Here is a 20,807-nt window from a genome sequence, read left to right as displayed (position 1 = left end):
ATATTTATAAAAAAATAAATTATTTTGGAAAGTTATAGTGTTAAATAAATATAAACACGAATTCTAAATAAACGTTAAAAATTTAGCTTTAAATTTTGATTTGCGAACTTTTTTTGTATAATTTAATTAAGTTTAATATAAGTTTTTAACTCATTGCTTTAATTTCAAAGTAAATGAGTTTTTATTTTGAAAGGATGAAAAAATGAATAAAAATTTACAAGAAGAATATGAATGAATTAATAGAGAATTGAAAAAAATAATTATTGATAAAAATCAATTTACTCCAGAAATTATTAGTAATAGAGTTAATTTAGCTCAAACTACTATTGTTGATATTAATGAAAATTTAAAAAAACAAAAGATTAGCAAATTTAAAAAAATTAGTTATTCAATATTGAAAATATTTACTTTTGGAAAAATTGATAAAAATAAAATAATTAAAGAAAAAAATGATTTTTTTATAAAAATATCAAAAGAACTTTTTGGAAATATTAAAAAAGTAAAAGAATTATATATAAGAAAATCAAATAGTGAAATAAATATAGATGTTAATAAAATTAATAATGTAACTTTAAATAATTTATTAATAAATCCGACTAAATCAAACTTACCACAAATGTAAAAACGAGAGATTGCAATTACAATTTCTTTTATATTTAAAATCAATTTTAGAACACCAAATTTGCTCATACGCAAACGTTTTAAAATTTTATATGGTTTAGTATTTATAAAATTAAATATCTTATAAAATAGATTTTTAATTTTAATTAAGAATTATTGATATCCATATCTTCAAGGATGATTTTTATTGGGTATATAAACTTTTTTAGTTTTTATTAAATTTTCTTTTATAATTGGTTTTTGTGCTATTTCTTTTAGTTCATACATTTGATTATTGTAACTAAGATATAATTCATTAATAAATGATTTAAGTACAATTACATCAGTTCTAGGTTGTATGTATTGAACTTTGTTATTTTTATAAGGAAAATACTTTTTACCATAATATGTTATGGTTGAACCACTATCTGTTTTTCTTTTAGAAAATCTTGAAAGATAAATATTGATTTCTTCCTGTGTAGGAGCTTTAACCATAGCAGATTTAGTATCATCAATAGGAAAGGCAAATTGTTTATTAAAAGTACTTATGTATGTTTTAAGAAATTTGTTAGCTTCTTCTAAATTTCTAATTTTATTAAGTCGTAATTCACTAATTAAACGACTTTGAAGTGTTCCAAATAAGCGTTCAACGCGACCTTTAGCTTGCGGAATTGAAGTTCTGATTATTTCACAACATCTAAATCATTACAGGACTTTTGAAATTGAGTATAAGTGTCATTTTCTGTATTTATTTTTCCTGCATCAACTTTTTTCTTATATCCAAAAACTGTTCTATTATCGGTATAAAATGTTTTCGGTATTCCATAATTAGTTAAAATTTGATAAAAAATATTATAATAACCATCTAATGTTTCTTGATGATCAAATCATAGTCCAACAATATTTCCTGTAGCATCATCAATTGCAGCATGTAAAAATTATTTTGGTTTATCGTTACCAAATCAATGATGATTACTGGCGTCCATTTGAATTAATTCACCAAAATTTGTTCTTCGATTTCTTGTTGGATGTAAGTTATTTTTTTTATTTTTATGTCTTTTTGGTGAAGTAATTTTTTCTTTAATTAATATAGTATAAAGTGTGTTATATGAAATCTTAATTTTTTCTTCATTAATTAATTTCTCATGAAAATGTTGAAAATTAAAATTATAATATTTTGTTTTATACAAGTTTATAATCTTAATTTTGATTTCAAAATTTGTTGCCTTATTAGAAATTTTATTACGAGATTTATGAATAAAATCAACTTTACCTTCTCTATTAAAAATTTGAATTAATTGGTTAATTCTTCTAATAGTTAGATTAAGTTTATTCTTGGCTTGATGTTTAGATAATTTATTAATAATAATATCATTTATAATTTTGTATTTATATTTTTCTTTCATAGTCATACTTCTTTCCATATTTATCACCAAGTATATTTAACTTCACTTTTGGAAAATTTTTACTCGATAACTAATAGGAAATTATCACTAAATAATGACATTAAGAATAATTTTATTGTAAAAAAAATAAAATGTGTTAATTTTAAATCAAAAGATTAGTTTTTTACCCATTTACTTTATTTTTAAAGTAAATGGGTTTTTTATAAAATATTGAAAGGGAATAGGAAAAATGAGTAGAAATATAGCAGTAGCAATTGAAAATTTAGTTAATTCGAAAATAGTAGAAGAGTGAGTTTTTCTTTTTGAACAAAAACTTGAAAAAGAAAAATTAAGAAATTCAGAATATATGAAGTTACACAGCAAAGATATATTTTTTAAATATATGTTTTTTGATGAAGATGAAAAACTTGAAGAAATTGAAAAAGCAGAAAAAAAAATAAAAATAAAATTAAAAAAAATAGAAAAAATTGAAGCAAAAATAGAAAAAATTGAAGCAAAAAATAAAGAAAAAATAAAGAAAAATAAGAATGAAAAAGAAATTGAAGATTTAAAAAATGAAAAAACAAGACTTAATAAAAAAATTGCTTGTTTACATTTACTTATAGATGATAAAAAAGAAGAAGTAAAAGATTTAGAGTTACAAAGATGTAAAATATTAGAAGAAAAAAGTAAAAATGAGAAAAATAATTTCTTATCAAAAGAAGATAGAGAAATACGAGATATTGAAAATAAAATATGAAAAATTATTTTAGATAATTATTTTCAAGATAAAAGTAATAAGAAACTTATATTAAAAGAATATGAGGAATATGCAAGTAATTTTAAAAAAACTATTAAAGAATTAAAGATTGGTGATAAAAAATGTTATGATGCATTATTAGATATAGTTACAACCTTATATAAAGACGTGTCAAGAGACAAATTATTTTTAGAAAGAGAAAACATAAAAACTGATGGTTGACAAGATATAAATTTAGATGAAGATTCAACAAGATTACAAAATTTATCTTTAGAAAATAAATTTAAACCATCTTTGTAGTCAAAAAATGGAAAGAGAATAAAAGATGAAAGAAACTATAGAAAAAATAAATAATGAATTAAAAGAATTTTGAAATAAAAATCAAAAAAACATCCTGATATTTGTAAAAATTTAGAGTTATTAGGAATTGTGGTTATAAAAGGTGGTGTTCCTATGATTGGAGGTGCTTTATTTGGTGCTTTAATTGGAGTTGCGGGAGGACCTATTGGTATAACTGTGGGGGCGTACCTATTGGTGTATTGCTAGTTTTTAAAGGTGCACTTCTTTAATTTAAACCAAGTATTGATGAAAAATATAACCAAATCAAAAAGACAAAAAAAACTAGAAAAATTATTGAAAAGACTAGAAAGTATTGTAGAAGAAGTAAATTTGCAAGAAGAAAATATTATAACAATAGAATCTGACAGTGAATTAAGAGAAGAAAATTTATCTGATATTTTAAGAAAACATAAATTGTACAATGAAGAGTGTAGAAAAAAATTTTTTGAAGATGATCAATCATTTAAATCTGAAACAAAACTTCAAGATTGAGGAAAAAATATAGGTGAAGAAGTAAATAAATTGCATTCAGTAGCATCTTTAGTACAACAGAATGTAACTAGTAATTATCAAACATCTAAAATATAAATAAATACAAAAATAAAAAACTACTTAATTAATTTTAAGTAGTTTTTTATTTTTATAATCCGCATTTAGATTGAATACCACAATTATTGCAAGTATAACAACCAGCGCTAAAGACAAGGACTCCTTCTTTACACATTGTACATAAGTCACCTAAATCAGTACCAATTTTACGATCTTGACGATCATTACGTCATCCTGGTTTAATTGGTTTTGTTTCATTAATACTTTCGGCAAAAGTTTCAGTTAGACCAAGATCACTTAAGTTAACTTGCTCTTGCATTTGATTATCATCATCGGATAAAGATAAGACTTGACTATCTCTACTTACATCAACATAAACAGTTCCACCTTTTGCTCCATCTTTATATAATTTGTAATATATTTGTTCTACTTTTTTAACAGTGTAACCTTTTGGAGCATTAACAGTTTTTGAAATTGAAGAATCAACTCAACGCTGAATAATACATTGTACATTAGCATGATCTTCAGGTGTTAATTGCATTGCTGAAACAAAAATATCTGGTAATGGTTTTTCTTTAAATTCTGGATGATACTGTAATCAATCATTTACAATTTTTGCTTTTACTTCCATAAATTTGCCAAGTCTTCCTGAACGGAAATATGAAAAGGCAAAGTATGGTTCAAGTCCTGTTGATACACCAACCATAGTTCCGGTTGAATCTGTTGGAGCAACAGTTAATAAATGTGAGTTACGGATACCATATTTAAGAATATCATTTCTGATGTCTTCAGGCATTGTTTTCATGAAACCACTATTAATAAATGCTTCGCGTGATTTTAAAAATGGAAAACTTCCTTTTTCTTTAGCAATATTAATTGATGCACGATAAGCACTAGTAGTAATAGTTTCAAAAATTTTATCAACTACTTCATTAGCTTCTTTTGAGCCGTATTTTAGATTACTTCAAATTAGTAAATCATGTAAACCCATTACTCCTAGACCAATTCTTCGTTCACCAAGTGCTTGTTTTTATTTGCTTCTAAAAAGTATGGAGTGCTGTCAATAACATTATCTTGCATACGAACACAAGTTGTTACAGATTTACTTAGTTCATCGTAAAGAATTTCACTCGTTTTTTTATTAACAAAATTAGCTAAATTAATTGCTGATAAATTACAAACTGAATAGGGTGCTAATGGTTGTTCACCACAAGGATTAGTAGCAACAACACGCATACCATATGCTTGAGCATTAGTCATTTCATTAGCTCTATCAATGAAAAAAATACCAGGTTCTGCTGAATATGTAGCACAGAAATTAATTAAATCTCATAAGTCAGATGCATTAATTGTATAATAAGTTTTAATTGGGTAACCCATTTTTTCTCAATCATGAACATCACCAATTTTATTTCAATGTTCATCATAAGCTTGTTTTTGAGTTATAGTATAATTATCTAAGTCAGGGAAACGTAAATTTCATTTACCATTTGTTGCAACGGCATTCATAAATTCATCACTAATTGTTACTGAAATATTAGTTCCGGTTAAAAAATCGCTTTTAATTACTTCTCAAGATCCACCAAGTGCTAGTTTATTTTTAGCATTTTCTATTATTTCTTCATTAAAAAGTTGTTCATTATTTAAGATTGATTCAAAAATATTGCGATCTTGGTCACTAAGTACTTCAAATTTTAATTTTTTACTTGCTTCATCACGAATTAAACTTGATTTTGAATTTTCTTTTAACCATAATAAAATTTTTGCATTTTGCATTTTTGAAATAATAAATTCGATAATATCTGGATGTCAATCAGCTAGCATAATCATTTGTGCGCCACGTCGTGATCCACCTTGTTCTACTAAATGAGTTAATGTAGATAAATCGTTTAATCAAGAAACAGCTCCTGAAGATTTACCACCAACTGTTTTAGCAACAGTACCTTTTGGTCTTAGTGTTGAACCATTAGAACCAACAACACCACCATGTGACATAATTTCCATAACTTCTTGACGATGGGCAGCAATTCCACTTCGTGAATCATGAATAAAAGGCATTACGAAACAGTTAAAAAAAGTAACATCAGAATCACTACCAGCCCCATATAAAACTCTTCCGGCAGGTACTATATTTAGCGATTTTAATTGCTCATAAAATTCGGATAAATAAACAGATCTTAATTTTGGTGATTCTTTTGTAGTTAATGATTTACTAACACGATAAGCAATTTGTTCATAAAATAACTCTAGTGGTTTTTCAAGTTCATATTTTTGTTTGTGGATAATACCGGCTTTACCAGAAATTTTTATTAGTTCAGGATCAATTGAACCTAGGTATTCATCTTCAATTTTGATAGCATAAACTTGATTTTCTAATTCTTCAACAACATAACCAATTCCTCTAGTTGGAAAAATAGCGTCTTCACGGATAATACTAATTACCAAATCACCTCGTTTTAAAGTAATTAAATTTTTGTCTTTTTGTGCATAACGATCAAGCATTACCATTCTTGATACACCTTCATGAGTAATTTTATAATCTTTTTCTATTGTTTTTAAGTGTGTAAAATGCTTACTAATATCTTCATTTAAATTATTTTTTAAACTTTCACTGTACATAAAAATTCACCTGACCCTTTACAAATTTATTCTTATTATAACAATTGATAAATTTAAAGTCTAAATTTACATTGTTAGTAATTTATTATTTATTTCAGAAAATAATATCATAATTTATTTTATTAAAAATTTATTTTTTGAAATAAATAAATTCAAATTTAATATTATATAGTCAATGCTAATAATCTTACAAATTAATTTTTCTTATTTATAAATTTATTTTTAATAATGTATTTTATTGTTTGTGGTTCTACGTTATTATTGCCTACTATATAAGAAATATTTTTTGGAAAGTTTAGGTTTTAATGTTTAAATAAAATATTAAACTTTAAATTAAAATTAATAAAAAAATTATAAAAAATCATTTATATTACCTTTATTATTAAATTTTTTTTGTTCTTTCAAGAAGTTTTTATAATTATTGGGATATTTTTGTAAAAAATTAAGTAAAAGTTTAATTATAGATTTCTTATATAAAATACTCTTTGTAATGTCTAATTTATAACAATGGTTTTTAAATTTATTAGATATGGTTAATTTTTCATAATTATTAGACATATTTCAAGGCTCTCAGTTGCTATTTTCATTTGGTAAAGAAAAAACACAAAAATATTTTAATATATTTGTAAAATCTATCTTATTAAATTTTGAATCAAATTGAGTTTTTAATTCACTTACTACTTCTGAAGGTTTAAGATCTTCTTTAGTTATTTCATTAGGGTCTAAATCTTTTTTTAGAATAATATTGTTTTCTTTTTTACTATCATGATTTGCTATGATAATATTTTTAGCATATTCTTTAAAGAAATTTTGCAATTCTTCTTTATTAATAATTTCTTTTACTTTGATCATGTAAGTATTTTCTAATGGTATATTAAAATTATTATTATTATCATTATTAAAATATATTATGTTTTCATATAATTTAAAATCGGGTCAAATTTCAAAAATTATTCTTTTGTACAAGTTTATTAAACTAGTCAAAAATTTTACATTTTCTATTGAATTTATTGTTTTATCGTCTATATTATTATGAATATTGTGATGTATTTCATTTCTTATATTATTAAATAAATCTATTATTTTTTTTGCATCAGAAGTTATGACAGATTCCTTTTTTAATATATTAGACAATTCGTTAAAAAATTTAATTTTTTGTTTTTTATCATTTTTATATTTTTTATCATTTTTTATACAAAAAGCTATAAATAGTCTATTAAAAGCTATATGTGCAAAAATATAAAAATTTTCTAGTCTATCATCTTCTAAAAAGTTATTATAAGAAATTATTGCTTTTTTCATTTTTAGTACAGAAGAATTAAAAAATGTTTCTCAGTCGTTATTCATACAAATTCACCTCTATTTATTAATAGTACAAAATTATTAGTTTGGTTTTATCATATTAATTTTATAAAATTAACCTATAAAGGACAATATACATATATAAATAATAAATTTAAAAATACTAATATGGAAGTTAACTAAAAATAATAGATTTAAGTTAGAGTAAAATTTATATGTTATGATAAATATAGTTATTAAAGGGTGTGTAGAATCAAGAAAGTGTATTATCAATAATTTCAAAAAATGTAATTGATATTATGTTAATCTTTGAAAATATAAGCAACGAGTTTTAGTAAAAGTAAAATTTAATTTATTAAATGTTTTTTTATTTGGAGGGAGAAAATTTATATATTAAGATAAATTAATTATAATCATATATTATGGGAGGCAAAAAATGAAAATTGTATTATCTGGTGTAGTTGGTGTTGGTAAGAGCACTATTAGTAGAGAATTAGCAAAATTATTAAAATATAAAATTATGGACGAGCCAGTTACTAGTAATCCCTATTTAGATGATTTTTATCAAAATCCTTTAGAATATGCTTTTAAAATGCAAGTATTTATGCTGATGGCACGAAGTAAACAATTAAAAGAAGCACAAAATTTTAACAATGTTATTTTTGATCGTAGTATTTTAGAAGATCCTATTTTTGTTGAGGTATTAAAAGCTCAAAACAATATGAATGATAGAGATTATGAAGTGTATTTAAATTTTTATAATAATGTTATTATTTCATCACTTTATTTTGATCCACAAATTAAGCCTGATTTAATTGTCTATTTAAAAGCAAATCTTGAAAACACAATTGAACGCATAAACCTTCGTGGTCGTGAATCAGAAAAACATGTACCTCATGAATACTGAAGTTTATTAAATAAAAAATATGAACAGTGATATGAAAAAGAAAAAAATAACTTTAATTTTTTAGTAATTGACACTAATGATTTAACTCCTAAGGAAATAGTACAAAAAATAATTGATTATATAAAATAAAATTTCTTATTGAAATCAAATTTTTATTTAGTCATTTTTTCTCATGTTATATTAATAATTATTGTTATTTTTCCTTTACTTTAAAGGTAATTACGTTATAATATTGTATGAGTCAAATATTTAAAAATCAAACTTAATATATTTACTCCTTGCTCATCAGAGCCATATGCCCAAAAGGAGGTCTTCGAACATTGGAAGATTTAAAACAAAAGCATAATTATGAAATTATGTACATCGTTGATGATCAAAATCAAGAAAAAGCACAATTAATTAAAAAAGAATTTTGTGAAATTTTAACTAAAAATGCTGGAAAAATTACTAAAGAACAAGATTCTATTCGTCAATTTGCTTATCCTATTAACAAAAAAGTTAAGGGTCATTATTTTATTATTGAAGTGCTAACTTCACCAGAAAACATTGCTAACTTTAATCGTGTAGCTTTAAATAAACAAAGACAATTAGACGTAATGCGTTTTTTAGTTATTAATTTAGATAGTGAAAAAGTTAATAAGTTTAAACCAAAACGTCAAGTAGAATCTAGTTCTTTCTCTCGACCAACAAGACCAGGAAATCGTCCTTCTTATAATCGTGATGAAAATGGTGAAAGAAAACCAAGACCAATCGCTGGTACTGAATCATCTTATCGTACAAAAACTAATTACCAAAATTCAAAAACAAATACTAATAATAATGCATCGAATACTGAACAAAAAGATTAATAAAATCTAAGTTAAAAGTGAGGATAAAAAATGAATATTGTTACATTAATTGGTAGAATCACTCGTGATTTAAAGTTATATCAAACTTCAACAGGAAAACCTTTTATTTTTTTTACACTTGCAGTTAATAATATTCAAAATCAAGCTGATTATATTTCGTGTGTGGCTTGAAATAAAGTTGCTGAAAATATGACTAATTATTTAGTTAAAGGTTCTTTAATTTCAGTTTCAGGAAGACTGTCAGTAAGAAAATCAACCGATCAAAATGGAAAAGAACTATATATTACTGAAGTGGTTGCACAAACTGTTACTTTTTTAGATAATCGTAAAAAAGATAGTAGTGATAATAATGCTAATATTAATTATTCAAAACCAAGAGATGAGAATAAAATTCATTTAGATGATGCTTTTAAAAGTCCTAATTATAGTACTGATATTGCCTTTACTAATACTAATCAGCTTCAAGAAAAAGAAACTGCTATTCAAAATATAGAATTTGATGAAGAAGATATCATTTGAGATTTAAATAATTAAAGGAGGATAATTATGAACACTGGTAAACCAAGAAATTTTACAAGAAGAAAATCTTGTTTTATTACTAAAAATAATATTACTTATATTGATTATAAAGATATTGAATTACTAAGTAAATTTATGGGTAATAATAGCAAAATTTTGCCAGCAAGAACAACAGGTACTAATCCAAAGTATCAACGTTTAATTGCTAAAAATATAAAACGTGCCCAAATCATGGGATTATTAAGATATTCAAGATAAAAAATTGAGTAAGTTTACAAATCTTACTCAATTTTTATTTATTTTTATCTTAAAAATATTTTATTTTAAATAATAGTTTAAAATTAAAATAAAAAGACCTTAATAGTATTATATTACATAAAAGATAATGGCTGTTTTTAGTATTAGTGTTATAGTATAATTAATAATATTAGAAGGAAGTGACAAAGTGTTCAAATCGTTAAGAAATTATCATTTAATAATGATTGTTTGATTAGTAGTTGAAATTTTAATTGGCTTGACTTATTTTATTGTTAATATTGAGACAGCAGAACAAGTGGTCACTATTACTGTAATTTTAAGTTTAGTTTTAGGTAATTTTATTATTGTTTGTCTTTATATTTTTTTATTTAGTTTATGAATTCGTCATCGTTATATTAACACAGCCGAAATCATAAAATTAAATAATGCACAAGCTTTAACTTTTGGTAGTGTTGGTATGATTGTTTTGGATAGTGATTTATCAATTATGTGAGTAAGTGAATTTTTAGAAGATAAAGGTTTAGGTAGATTAATTGGAAAATCAATTGTTAAACTATCAAGAGATTTAGAACAATTAATTAGTAATAATATTACTCAAATTACACTTAAAATTGAAGATATGCTTTATGATGCTATTTATTTAGTACAAACTAGAACAATTTTGTTACAAGAAACAACTAAATATCATTTCTTATATAATAAATTACAGCAAGAAAAATTAGTTTTTGGTGTAATTAGTATTGATAATTTTTATAATTCTTTACAAAAATTAAGAGTTGAGAATCAAATTCGTGTTGAAGCATTTATTAAAACTGAATTAAATGATTTTGCTAATAATTATTCAGGTTTATTATTAGGTAATATTGAAGATGGTTACAATATTTTACTTTATCAAAATGAATTTAATAAAGCAAGAAATGATAACTTTCCACTTATTAAAAATATTCGAGAAGGTGTTAAAAAATTTAAAGCAGATATTACGTTATCTGCTGGTTTCTCTTATGGTAATGCTATTAGTAAAGATCTATATGATTTGGCTATTGAAAGTAAAGAGTTAGCAGTTTATCGTGGTGGTGATCAAGTAGTTATTCGTGAATTTGGTGGTAATACAGTTTTTATTGGAGGTACTATTGAAGCAAAACAATCAGAATCTAAAATTAATATTAGAATGTTTGCACAATCATTATATAATGAAATAAAATTAGCAGAAAACATTTTAGTTATGGGACATGCAGCTGCTGATTTTGATAGTATTTCTTCAGGAACAGCCATTATTGAAATTGCTAAAAGTTTAAATAAAAGTGCTCATTATGTTATTAATCAAAATGAAGTTGATGAAAAAACATTAAAAATTCTTCATGAACTTGTTCCTGAAAGTTATATTAGTCGTAATTTTATTACAGGTAAACAAGCACTTAAATTTCTTCATGCAAATACTTTATTAATTGTTGTTGATACTCATAATCCGCAACGCGTTGATAGTCCTGATTTATTAAGTAAAGCTGTAAAAATTATTGTTATTGATCATCATCGTGTTTCTGATGAATCAATTAGTAGTACCATTACTTCTTATATTGATGCAGGAACTTCTTCAACAGCTGAAGCAATGACAGAAATTATTTATTATAATGATTTTAATAATATTGAATCAGAATTTTTATGAAATATAATGTTTGCAGGTATTTTAATTGATACTAATAATTTCCAAGTAAGAACAACAAGAAGAACTTTTGAAGCCTGTGGATTATTAACTGATTGAGGCGCTTCTCCTTCTAAAGTTAAAGGATTATTGAAAAATAGTTTAAATGAACTAATTGATAAATTTGCTTTAATTAGTCACGCCCAAGAAATTAAAAAAGGATTTTTAGTTGCTGTTGGTGATGAAAACTTAGAAGTACATACTTCATATTTAGCCCAAATTTCAGAAATGTTGTTAGACTTACGTGATTGTAAAGCATCATTTACTATTGCTTATGATCGTCAAGGACGTGCCTGTTTATCAGCACGAAGCAACGGTGAAATAAATGTTCAAATTATTTGTGAAAACTTAGGTGGTGGTGGTCACTTTAGTGCTGCTGCTGTCCAAAGTAGTAAATTGGGAATTAGAGCATTGTATGATGAATTGGTAAAACTAATTGAAAGTGGTGTATATCAAAGTGAGAGTGCTACTACTGAAAGGTATTAAAAATTATTAAAATAGAAAGTGAGATGTTTACAATGAAAGTTGTACTTTTAACGGATGTTAAAAATTATGGTAAAAAAGGTGAAGTTGTTAATGTTAGTGATGGTTATGGTAAAAATTATTTATTACCTAGAAAATTAGCTGTAATTGCTACATCAGAAGCATTAAAAATTAATCAAAAAGTAATTGAAAATAAAAAAATACAACGAGAAATGGAATTAGAAGATTTACAAAAAATTAAAGAACAATTAGCTTTAATTACTTTACAATTTAAATTAAAAAGTAATAATGGTAAAGTTTCTGGTGCTATTTCTTCAAAACAAATTTGTGAACAACTAGTGCAAAAATATAACATTAAAATTGATAAACATAAATTTGTTAAATTTAATCCTATTAATGAATTAGGTATAACTAACATTAATATTAAATTAGATGTTACAATTATTGCACAATTAAAGGTTGAAGTTTTAGGAGAATAATTATGTCTAACAATAGTCAATATATAAATAATGCAGAAGTTAATGTTTTAAGTGCGATGATTCAATCATCACCAGCATGTGAAAGTGCATTAAATTTATTGGCACCACATGACTTTACAATTAATTCTAATCAAATTATTTTTAAAACAATTACCAATCTTTATAAAAATAATTCTGGTATTGATGTAACAACTATTGCCGAAGAATTAGTTAAGCAAAATAATTTGGATAAAATTGGTGGAATTGAATATTTATCTTCTTTAGTGGCTCAATATATTACTGATGCTAATTTAAAAGAACACATTGATATTTTGATTGAAAGAACTACTAAACGACAATTAGAAAATGCTTTAAAAAATATTGGTAAAGAGTTACAAAGTGAAAAGTCAATTAATGAAGTTTTAATTGCTGCTGAAGCTCAAATTGTACAAGTAAGTAGTGAACGTAATCATGAAGAGATGTTGCCAATTAGTGAACACATTGATGATGTGGTAACTAAAATTGAACAACTACAAAAATCAACAGTTAATATTACTGGTACAAGTTCAGGTATTAACAATTTGGATATGATTACTAGTGGTTTTCAACGAGGTGACTTAATTATTTTAGCAGCTAGACCTTCAATGGGTAAAACCGCCTTAGCACTTAATTTTGCTTTAAATGCTGCTAATGAACAAGATAATAAAAACGATGTTGTTGTTATTTTTTCATTAGAAATGCCAAAAGATCAATTAATTACAAGAATGATTTCTTGTCAAGGACATTTTGATGCTAATCGTTTACGTAATAAGTCTAAATTTACACAGGCTGATTGAAATCGTATTAGTGCTACTGCTGAGCAATTGAAACAAAAAAGAATTATTATTGATGATACACCTGGTTTAAGAGTTTTAGAGTTGCAAACTAAATTAAGAAAATTAAGTCGTGAAAATAGCATTAAGTTAGTAATTATTGATTATTTACAGTTATTAACTGGTAGAGATAGTGAATCACGTCAACAAGAAGTTTCAAATATTTCTCGTAGTTTAAAAATTTTGGCAAGAGAATTAAGAGTACCAATTGTTTGTTTATCACAATTATCAAGAATGGTGGAGAGACGTGAAGAAAAACGCCCTTTAATGTCTGATTTACGTGAGTCAGGGGCTATTGAACAAGATGCTGATGTAATTATGTTTTTATATCGTGATGATTATTATAAGGAAAAAAATAGAGAAGAAACAACAAGTTCACAAGAAAGTAATCTTGCTGAAATTCTTATTTCTAAACATCGAAACGGCCCGACAGGAAAAGTAGTAACTGTTTTTATTCCAAAATGAGGTAAGTTTGAAAATTATACAGGATAAAAATAATAAAAAACCTAAAATTTAATTTTAGGTTTTTTTAAAAGAAGTTAATAAATTAAATTAATTAGTTTTTATTATCCTTCTGGATTTAAACTTTTAAATAGTTTTCCTTTATTATCATTAATTTTAGTTCCAGCGTAAACAATACCATTGATATTTAATAAACTATGTACTTCACCACCACTGCTACTTCAACTAAAAATACCAATTGCTACTGTATAGACAACTTTAAATAATCTTCCTTTACCATCAGTAGTTCTTGTTCCAACAAAAATTGTATTATTATCATTAACTAGACTTAAAACTTCACCATTAGTATCTTTTCAGTTAGTTACTACTGTATTTTCACCATCTTCTTTAACTTTATATAAATATCCTTGACCATCACCAGTTTTAGTTCCGATATAAATATTTTCGTTTGTTGAAGTAGTTAAACTATAAATTTCACCATTGTTTACATTTCATTTTGATAATATTGTTATTGTGTCATCTTTTGTAATTTTAATTAACTTTCCTGTATATACATTATCAACGGGTGTTGTTTTAGTTCCAACATAAATTGTGCCATTGACATTTAGTAAACCACGAACTTCACCATTAGTATCTTTTCAATCAGATAGTGCTGTTATTGTATCATCATTAGTAATTTTAAATAAATTACCTTTGCCATCGCCAGTTTTTGTTCTAACATAGATCGTATCATTAACATTTAATAAACTTTGAACTTTACCATTACTTTCTTTTCAATTTGTTAAAGGTGTTGTTGTGTCATCTTTTGTAATTTTAAATAAATTACCTTTGTCATCACCAGTTTTGGTTCCTGCATAAATAGTATTTTTATTATTAACTAAGCTTTGAATTTCACCATTATTTTCTTTTCAATTTGTTATTTCTTGAAAATTACTTGTTATATTACTTATACATGCAGAGACATTGCTTGTTGTTGCTGCTGTAAATCCTAAAACATCTACAATTGATAGTATACTTTTTAAATTTTTCATAAAATACCCCTTTTTCAAACTTTAACCCTTTTATAAAATAATTTTACATTATTTCAAAAATAAAATAGTATTTATAATACTTTTGAGTGTTATTTATGAAGTTAATATAAGTATTTTAGAAAGATATTAAATTAGAAATCTATATTAAATTTTTTGATTAATATATGAAGTATTTACAAAAGGTTCATTTAATAAATCATTAATTTCTTCGATATTTATGATTTTTTCTGTAGTTATTTCTTGAATTTTATTTCAACTTAAACTTAAAAAATTATTTATTTCAGTATCATTTAATTTTAAAATTTTGCTTATTATTTCCAAAATATTATTTGTTATTTTAACAGTTTTTTTAATTTTTTTATAATATAGTGAAACATCCGCCAGTAATTCTAAGTTACTATAAAATTTATTTTCTTCTTTTTTTGAATTTATAAGTTTTACTAAGAACTCTTTGATTTGATCATTTTTATATTGTTTTTCTAAAATTGATTTAACTTCTAAGTCACATTTTTCATCTTCATCATTCATTGTTATATTGTCCCCTTTTCATTATTATAATTAATAAATTTAGCTTAAATATGTACTATTTATTTGAAATTTAAAGTGTGCTCCTTCTACAGCATTTTTTGATTCTTCTTTTAAATGAATAGATAAATATATATTGCCATTATTACTATATCAAAAAAATGCTTGAGCATATATATGAATAAAAACTAACGGAGTAAATCAACTGCCATAATAATACATAAATTCTATATTTCAACAAATTTTGTTTTTTTCATCATTTGTGTTACTTGATGTGTTAATTTTTGCTGTATTAACTGATAAGTTAGGTCCTGTAATTTGAGATGGTAAATTATGTCATATACAGTTTTTATATGTGGCAGTTTCAACTTTAATAATTGCTTTATCATCAAAATTTAACAATTGATACTTTTTAATAAATGATTGTCAATCTAAATGATATTTTTTTCAAGACATTATATTGATATTGTCTACAATATTGCCTTCATATTGAGAACTTGTGCCATTAAATCATTCTTCATTTTCGTACAAAGATTTTGATTTGTGAGGGTTGTTATCAAAAAAGTCACAAGCGTTAATGTTAATAGTAGTTAATGCACTAAATGTTAAACAACTTAAAATATTTAATATTCTTTTCATTTTATACCTCTTTAAAATTTTTAGATTTATGGTGACATATTCAAATATATCATTTATTTATTATAATATTTTTAAAACTTTTTTCAGTGTATAAAAGGTAATTTATTTCATTTCATTTCAAGGATATATGAAATTATATATGGATAAAAATTAATAACATCGCTACCTTATAATTTCTCCAAACACTACTATAAATCAATTAATGAAGTAAAATATTAAATATTTTTTCAATTTTTAAAATTAATTAGTTGCGTAATATGTCTAAAGTTTAAAAGTATCTAAGATTTATATTTTTTGTAATTTATTACTAGAACTTTGACCTTTACTTGTTGAAACTTTGCTATTTTCTTGATTAATAAAATCTATATCTGTTTTATTTCATTGTGAATAAAATGGTATTTCTTTTCATAATATTTTACTTAAAATAGTTTCAGTAAAATTTATAGATGCATTATTTCAATCTTCTGCTACTGTTATTGATTTTTTAACAATTTCTTCAACTACTTTTGTATATTCTTTAATAATTTTTAATTTCAATGAATCATTTTTCAAACACAAATCAATTATTTTATTACTAAAGTTTTCATAAGCATTTGCTTCAGATTTTAAATTTGGATAGAAATTTAATAATGTCTTAAATTCAAACAATTCATATTTAAAAAATATCAAAATTATAGTTTTGAAGACTTTTTTAAAACTTTCAACATTAAATTCTGAATTTAAAAAATTATTCAAATTTGTATCTTGTTCTATTTTACATTTAATGTAATACTTTTTATAAAGTTGAAGATTGTTTTTGAATAGTTGTTTGTTCATCATAATAATTATTCATATCATCATCTGTGTTAATTGAAGGTTGAACTTGTAGTTGGTTAATTTCGGTAATTATTTGTTCAATAACTTTATTGTTTTCATTTTCTTCATGTTCTTCAATAGTTTGTAATTCTTTTTTAATTTTTGTAATTTCTTGATCAATTTGTTTACGTTTAGCATTATTTCAAGGTTTAAATTTAAGTTTCTTTTTCTCATCAAGTTTTTTATTTAATAATTCATAAAGAGCAATTTTTCTATTAGTATTGTTACTTTTTAATTCTTTAATTTCATCTTCTTCTGTTATATCTCATTCTTCATTTTCTTGCTCATTTTCTTTTGCCAATTGTTTAATATTTCTTTTTCTGTTTTGCATTTCATTCATACTATTTTTACTTGTATTTTCTTGAAATTCTGGTAATAGTTCTTCTAATAAAAAACAATTATCAGTAAAAACATCATCAAATTTATTAAGTTCTTTATAGATTTTTTCTAATTCTTTTAAATTTTTTAAAATTTCAGAAATTATCAAAGTATTATAATCATTATTAAAATATTCACTAATTCTTTGATAAATAGCATAGTGAGTTTGAAATATTTGATCTGGATAATTTTGACGACTATATTTTATTCCTCTTTCTTCAAGAGCATAAATTTTTTTAAAATTTTTTATTTTTCATTCTTGTAGAGTTTTTTTTACATCATTAAAAATAAACATTTTAATTTCTTTTTCAATTAGTGATTTAAATTCTTTGAAATCATTAGTTTCTTTTAATATTAATTCCTCTTCTGAAATATTAACTACATTTTCATTTTTTCTATTTTCTTTAATTATATTTTTCATGATTGAATCAAAATATTCACCATCACTTTGTAAATCAAAATATTTAGCAAAATCTAACATCTTTATTTTCTCCTTTAATATATTTCTAAATAAAAAACCTATTTACTTTTAAATAAAGTAATAGGTTTTTTAAAACTTATATGTTTATGATTAAAGATTATCAAATTTTATATTTTTTTCAATATTTTTTCCATATTAATTAATTTTAATAAATTTAAATGATGCAACCTTAAAACAATTTTTAACAAGTAAAACTTGGGTTAATTTAAACATCACTATTTTTGATCAAGACAAGTCACTAAAATGTATTAATGGCACACAATCTTACAACTAATTAATAATCCTAAAGCTCCACCAGCACCACCTGACCCACCAATTCCTCCATTCCCCCAACTCCAACCCCAGTTCCAGACCCTAATCATAATAGTAGTAGCTTTAGTACAACATGAATTATCTTTGTAGTATTTGGCTCAATTCTTCTTATTATAGGAGTTGGTTATTTAAGATACCATCGCAAGAAAAAAGGTATTGGCGGATTAAAACGAAATAAAAATAATAAAAATGCAAAATAAATATTTTTTATTAATAAGGCCACAAACTAGGGGGTATTAAATTAATTATTTTAGTAATAAAAAGAGAAAGTAATGACTGAATGAAAAGATAAAATAAGCACTCTTTATAAGAGTAATTCGTAATAAAATCATTATGCTCTGGGTCATTCCTAAATTTATCTTTATTTTTTTTATTATTAAATTTTATTATTTCGTCAATTACTTCCTTATTTAAATCAATGTATTTTTTTAGAATATTTAAATCTGGATGAGCGATATCATTTGAAATCAATACTTTTAAATAGTCTAAAGTATATTTTTTTTCTTCTTTATTAACAAGTACTTGATTTATTTTCTTAAGAAATCTTTTATTTATAGAATATATGTTATTAGCATAATTGATTATTTGTTCATTTTTGTTTCCAAATTCTAATTCTCTAATATTAGTTTTATCCGATTTTAAGTTATTTAGAAAAGCATTTATTTCTATTCATTCATTAAATAATTGTTTAAGTGAATCTCTATTCGAAAGTCTTTGATTGAGTTCTTTATGATGTTGATCTAAAAATTCTTCAGAAATATATTCAATGCCTAATTTTTTATTTAAATTTCTTATATTTTTTGCTACTCCACTAATTTCTGACTCAATAATACTTCTTAAATTCATTGCATTTGTATTTTGAAAGTTTATTTCATTAAAAAATTTATAAAATTGATTAATAATGATGTTTTCAATTAAATAATCAGAATCTCAACTATTGATAGATTTTTTTCTATTTTCAAAAGTTAGTAAAATTGCAATTATATAATCTTCAAGTTTATTTAAATTTAACACTTTATAATTCCTCGGTTTCAAATATGAATTTATATATGTTTATTATCGCAAATAATAAGGTTAAATATAACCTTATTTTTTATTTCAGAAAGGAGGATTAATATGCAAAATTTAATCCCAAAAGCTATTCGTCGAACTCGCTTAGAGTTCTTTCGTGGCATATCAATTATTGAATTCGTATTAGCAATAATATGAATTGTGTTAGCGGCTGCAATATTTTTAACTTTGCCACTACAATGATATATTCGAATTCCAATCTTTCTCTTTGGTTCATTTTTAGTAGCACCTTTAATTTGTCCAATGATGGGACATTTAAGAGGTTGAGAAGTTATTTTATTATGAATCAAATATTTAATTGCTCCCAGAAAATATCAAGAAAAAACTAAACAAGATACTAGTTTGTTAGTTCCTTATGATTGTGCAGTAAAAGAATACTTTATTAAAACTCAATTATTAGGTGATTATGAATATTATGTTGCAGGATTTGAAGTTAAAGGTTTTAATTTAAGTCTATTAAATCCAGAAACACAAATGTTAAAAATCCAAGATTTACAAGATACTTTTAAATACTGTGATTTTCCAATTACAATGATGAAAATTGATTTACCGATTAATTTTAGTGAAACAATAACTTATTACCAAGAACAATTAAAAGCATGTGAAGTTGGTAGCTCGCAATATCAACAATTACAAGAACAGATTGAAGCTTTACAATCACAACAAATTAATAGTGATAATTTTATTAAAACAAGAAAAGCATTCTTTTTCTTTGTTTATGGCGTAACTATTAGTGAACTTGAAAGCTATTGCCAACAAGTAACTACTAAGTTACAACATAATGGTTTTGGTTGTGAACAATTAACTAACTTTCAACTAGTTAATACTATTAATTCAATTTATAATCCTTATAGTAAGTCTATTACCTTAAAGCAATTTAAATGTCATAAAAATAATTTAGAAAACATTTTATCATTTAAAGAATTTACTATATCTAAAGACCACATAACAGCTGATAAATTGTACTATGGCATTGATATTATTCAAGAATATCCTTTTGAACCACGTAGTGGCTGAGGAGCTTATCTCTCTTCTAATGAGCAAACTATTATTTGAAATATTTATCCATTATCAAACAAAAGTATTAAGAAAGCTTTAGATAAAGCAATTAATAACTCTAAGGTTAAACACTATCGAACAAAATCAAATATGACTAGTCGAGAAGTTGAATATCAAATTAATGCCTATGAAGCTTTAAGTGATAGTATTGCTGGTGGTAGTGAAATAGTTAAAAATGTTAATTTATTATTTTTAAGTTACGGTACAAGTTTAAATAGTTTAGTTGAATCACGTGCTCGATTAAAAAATTCACTAAAAGAATTAGATATGGAAGTCAACCCTTTAACTTATCGACAATTACTAGGTTTTAGTGCCGTATTACCTAAGCCTAATGTTCCATTAATCTTTAAGAATGGTCGTGAAATGCCTTGTTTTGAACACTAGCTAGTTCTTTCC

The 20,807-nt window shown here is 23.8% G+C and carries 18 protein-coding genes and 2 pseudogenes; 11 read left to right on the top strand and 9 right to left on the bottom strand.

What is annotated here, in order from left to right:
• The first annotated feature begins 202 nt into the window (after positions 1-202).
• Positions 203-622, top strand: a complete 420-nt coding sequence (locus AACK81_RS08545; protein ID WP_338961431.1) for a hypothetical protein — start codon at positions 203-205, stop codon at positions 620-622.
• A gap of 152 nt (positions 623-774) precedes the next feature.
• Here AACK81_RS08545 and AACK81_RS08900 read toward each other — a convergent pair.
• Positions 775-2,024, bottom strand: a pseudogene (locus tag AACK81_RS08900) (ISNCY family transposase).
• 211 nt (positions 2,025-2,235) lie between these two features.
• Here AACK81_RS08900 and AACK81_RS08530 point away from each other — a divergent pair.
• A complete protein-coding gene (locus AACK81_RS08530; RefSeq protein ID WP_338961423.1) occupies positions 2,236-3,045 on the top strand; it encodes a hypothetical protein in 810 nt (269 codons plus the stop codon).
• A 285-nt stretch (positions 3,046-3,330) separates the two neighbouring features.
• On the top strand, positions 3,331-3,672 hold the full coding sequence (locus AACK81_RS08525) for a hypothetical protein (RefSeq protein ID WP_338961421.1): 342 nt from the start codon (positions 3,331-3,333) through the stop codon (positions 3,670-3,672).
• A gap of 52 nt (positions 3,673-3,724) precedes the next feature.
• Here the strand turns inward: AACK81_RS08525 and AACK81_RS08895 are convergent.
• Together AACK81_RS08895 and AACK81_RS08510 are read right to left on the bottom strand one after the other, a co-directional pair.
• Positions 3,725-6,252 (bottom strand): annotated as a pseudogene (locus tag AACK81_RS08895) (vitamin B12-dependent ribonucleotide reductase).
• A gap of 351 nt (positions 6,253-6,603) precedes the next feature.
• The gene (locus tag AACK81_RS08510) at positions 6,604-7,599 is read right to left on the bottom strand and encodes a hypothetical protein (RefSeq protein ID WP_338961415.1); all 996 of its coding nucleotides are present in this window, start codon (positions 7,597-7,599) and stop codon (positions 6,604-6,606) included.
• Positions 7,600-7,990: 391 nt separating this feature from the next.
• On the opposite strand from AACK81_RS08510, the gene AACK81_RS08505 reads away from it, so the two are divergent.
• From AACK81_RS08505 to dnaB, 7 genes are all read left to right on the top strand, one after another.
• Positions 7,991-8,590, top strand: a complete 600-nt coding sequence (locus AACK81_RS08505) for a deoxynucleoside kinase (RefSeq protein WP_252320085.1) — start codon at positions 7,991-7,993, stop codon at positions 8,588-8,590.
• A gap of 191 nt (positions 8,591-8,781) precedes the next feature.
• A complete protein-coding gene (gene rpsF / locus AACK81_RS08500) occupies positions 8,782-9,309 on the top strand; it encodes a 30S ribosomal protein S6 (RefSeq protein ID WP_338961413.1) in 528 nt (175 codons plus the stop codon).
• Between the two features lie 30 nt (positions 9,310-9,339).
• Complete coding sequence (locus AACK81_RS08495) at positions 9,340-9,843, top strand: single-stranded DNA-binding protein (protein ID WP_338961411.1); 504 nt, start codon at positions 9,340-9,342, stop codon at positions 9,841-9,843.
• A 12-nt stretch (positions 9,844-9,855) separates the two neighbouring features.
• A complete protein-coding gene (gene rpsR, locus AACK81_RS08490; protein ID WP_338961409.1) occupies positions 9,856-10,086 on the top strand; it encodes a 30S ribosomal protein S18 in 231 nt (76 codons plus the stop codon).
• Positions 10,087-10,273: 187 nt separating this feature from the next.
• Entirely contained in the window at positions 10,274-12,271 is a 1,998-nt protein-coding gene (locus tag AACK81_RS08485) for a DHH family phosphoesterase (RefSeq protein ID WP_252320081.1), read from the top strand.
• A 23-nt stretch (positions 12,272-12,294) separates the two neighbouring features.
• Complete coding sequence (gene rplI, locus AACK81_RS08480; RefSeq protein ID WP_338961407.1) at positions 12,295-12,747, top strand: 50S ribosomal protein L9; 453 nt, start codon at positions 12,295-12,297, stop codon at positions 12,745-12,747.
• Between the two features lie 2 nt (positions 12,748-12,749).
• Positions 12,750-14,090, top strand: a complete 1,341-nt coding sequence (gene dnaB / locus AACK81_RS08475; protein ID WP_338961405.1) for a replicative DNA helicase — start codon at positions 12,750-12,752, stop codon at positions 14,088-14,090.
• Positions 14,091-14,164: 74 nt separating this feature from the next.
• Here the strand turns inward: dnaB and AACK81_RS08470 are convergent, their stop codons facing one another.
• The 6 genes from AACK81_RS08470 to AACK81_RS08445 form a co-directional block, all read right to left on the bottom strand.
• Positions 14,165-15,091: a hypothetical protein gene (locus AACK81_RS08470; RefSeq protein WP_338961403.1), complete on the bottom strand. Its 927-nt coding sequence runs from the start codon at positions 15,089-15,091 to the stop codon at positions 14,165-14,167.
• 144 nt (positions 15,092-15,235) lie between these two features.
• Positions 15,236-15,619 (bottom strand): hypothetical protein, encoded by a 384-nt coding sequence (locus AACK81_RS08465; protein ID WP_338961401.1) that lies wholly within the window; start codon positions 15,617-15,619, stop codon positions 15,236-15,238.
• A 39-nt stretch (positions 15,620-15,658) separates the two neighbouring features.
• Positions 15,659-16,255, bottom strand: a complete 597-nt coding sequence (locus AACK81_RS08460) for a hypothetical protein (RefSeq protein ID WP_338961399.1) — start codon at positions 16,253-16,255, stop codon at positions 15,659-15,661.
• Positions 16,256-16,540: 285 nt separating this feature from the next.
• Positions 16,541-16,990, bottom strand: coding sequence for a hypothetical protein (locus AACK81_RS08455; protein WP_338961397.1), 450 nt, complete (start codon positions 16,988-16,990; stop codon positions 16,541-16,543).
• Positions 16,991-17,030: 40 nt separating this feature from the next.
• A complete protein-coding gene (locus AACK81_RS08450) occupies positions 17,031-17,969 on the bottom strand; it encodes a hypothetical protein (protein WP_338961395.1) in 939 nt (312 codons plus the stop codon).
• Between the two features lie 522 nt (positions 17,970-18,491).
• The gene (locus AACK81_RS08445) at positions 18,492-19,295 is read right to left on the bottom strand and encodes a hypothetical protein (protein WP_338961393.1); all 804 of its coding nucleotides are present in this window, start codon (positions 19,293-19,295) and stop codon (positions 18,492-18,494) included.
• 102 nt (positions 19,296-19,397) lie between these two features.
• On the opposite strand from AACK81_RS08445, the gene AACK81_RS08440 reads away from it, so the two are divergent.
• Entirely contained in the window at positions 19,398-20,795 is a 1,398-nt protein-coding gene (locus tag AACK81_RS08440; RefSeq protein WP_338961391.1) for a hypothetical protein, read from the top strand.
• Positions 20,796-20,807: the final 12 nt, after the last annotated feature.

This window comes from Spiroplasma endosymbiont of Lasioglossum villosulum (assembly GCF_964020195.1).
GTDB lineage: Bacteria > Bacillota_I > Bacilli_A > Mycoplasmatales > VBWQ01 > Spiroplasma_E > Spiroplasma_E ixodetis_A.
The sequence above is the reverse complement of the archived record's forward strand: the minus strand, read 5'-3'. Positions and strand labels throughout refer to the sequence as shown.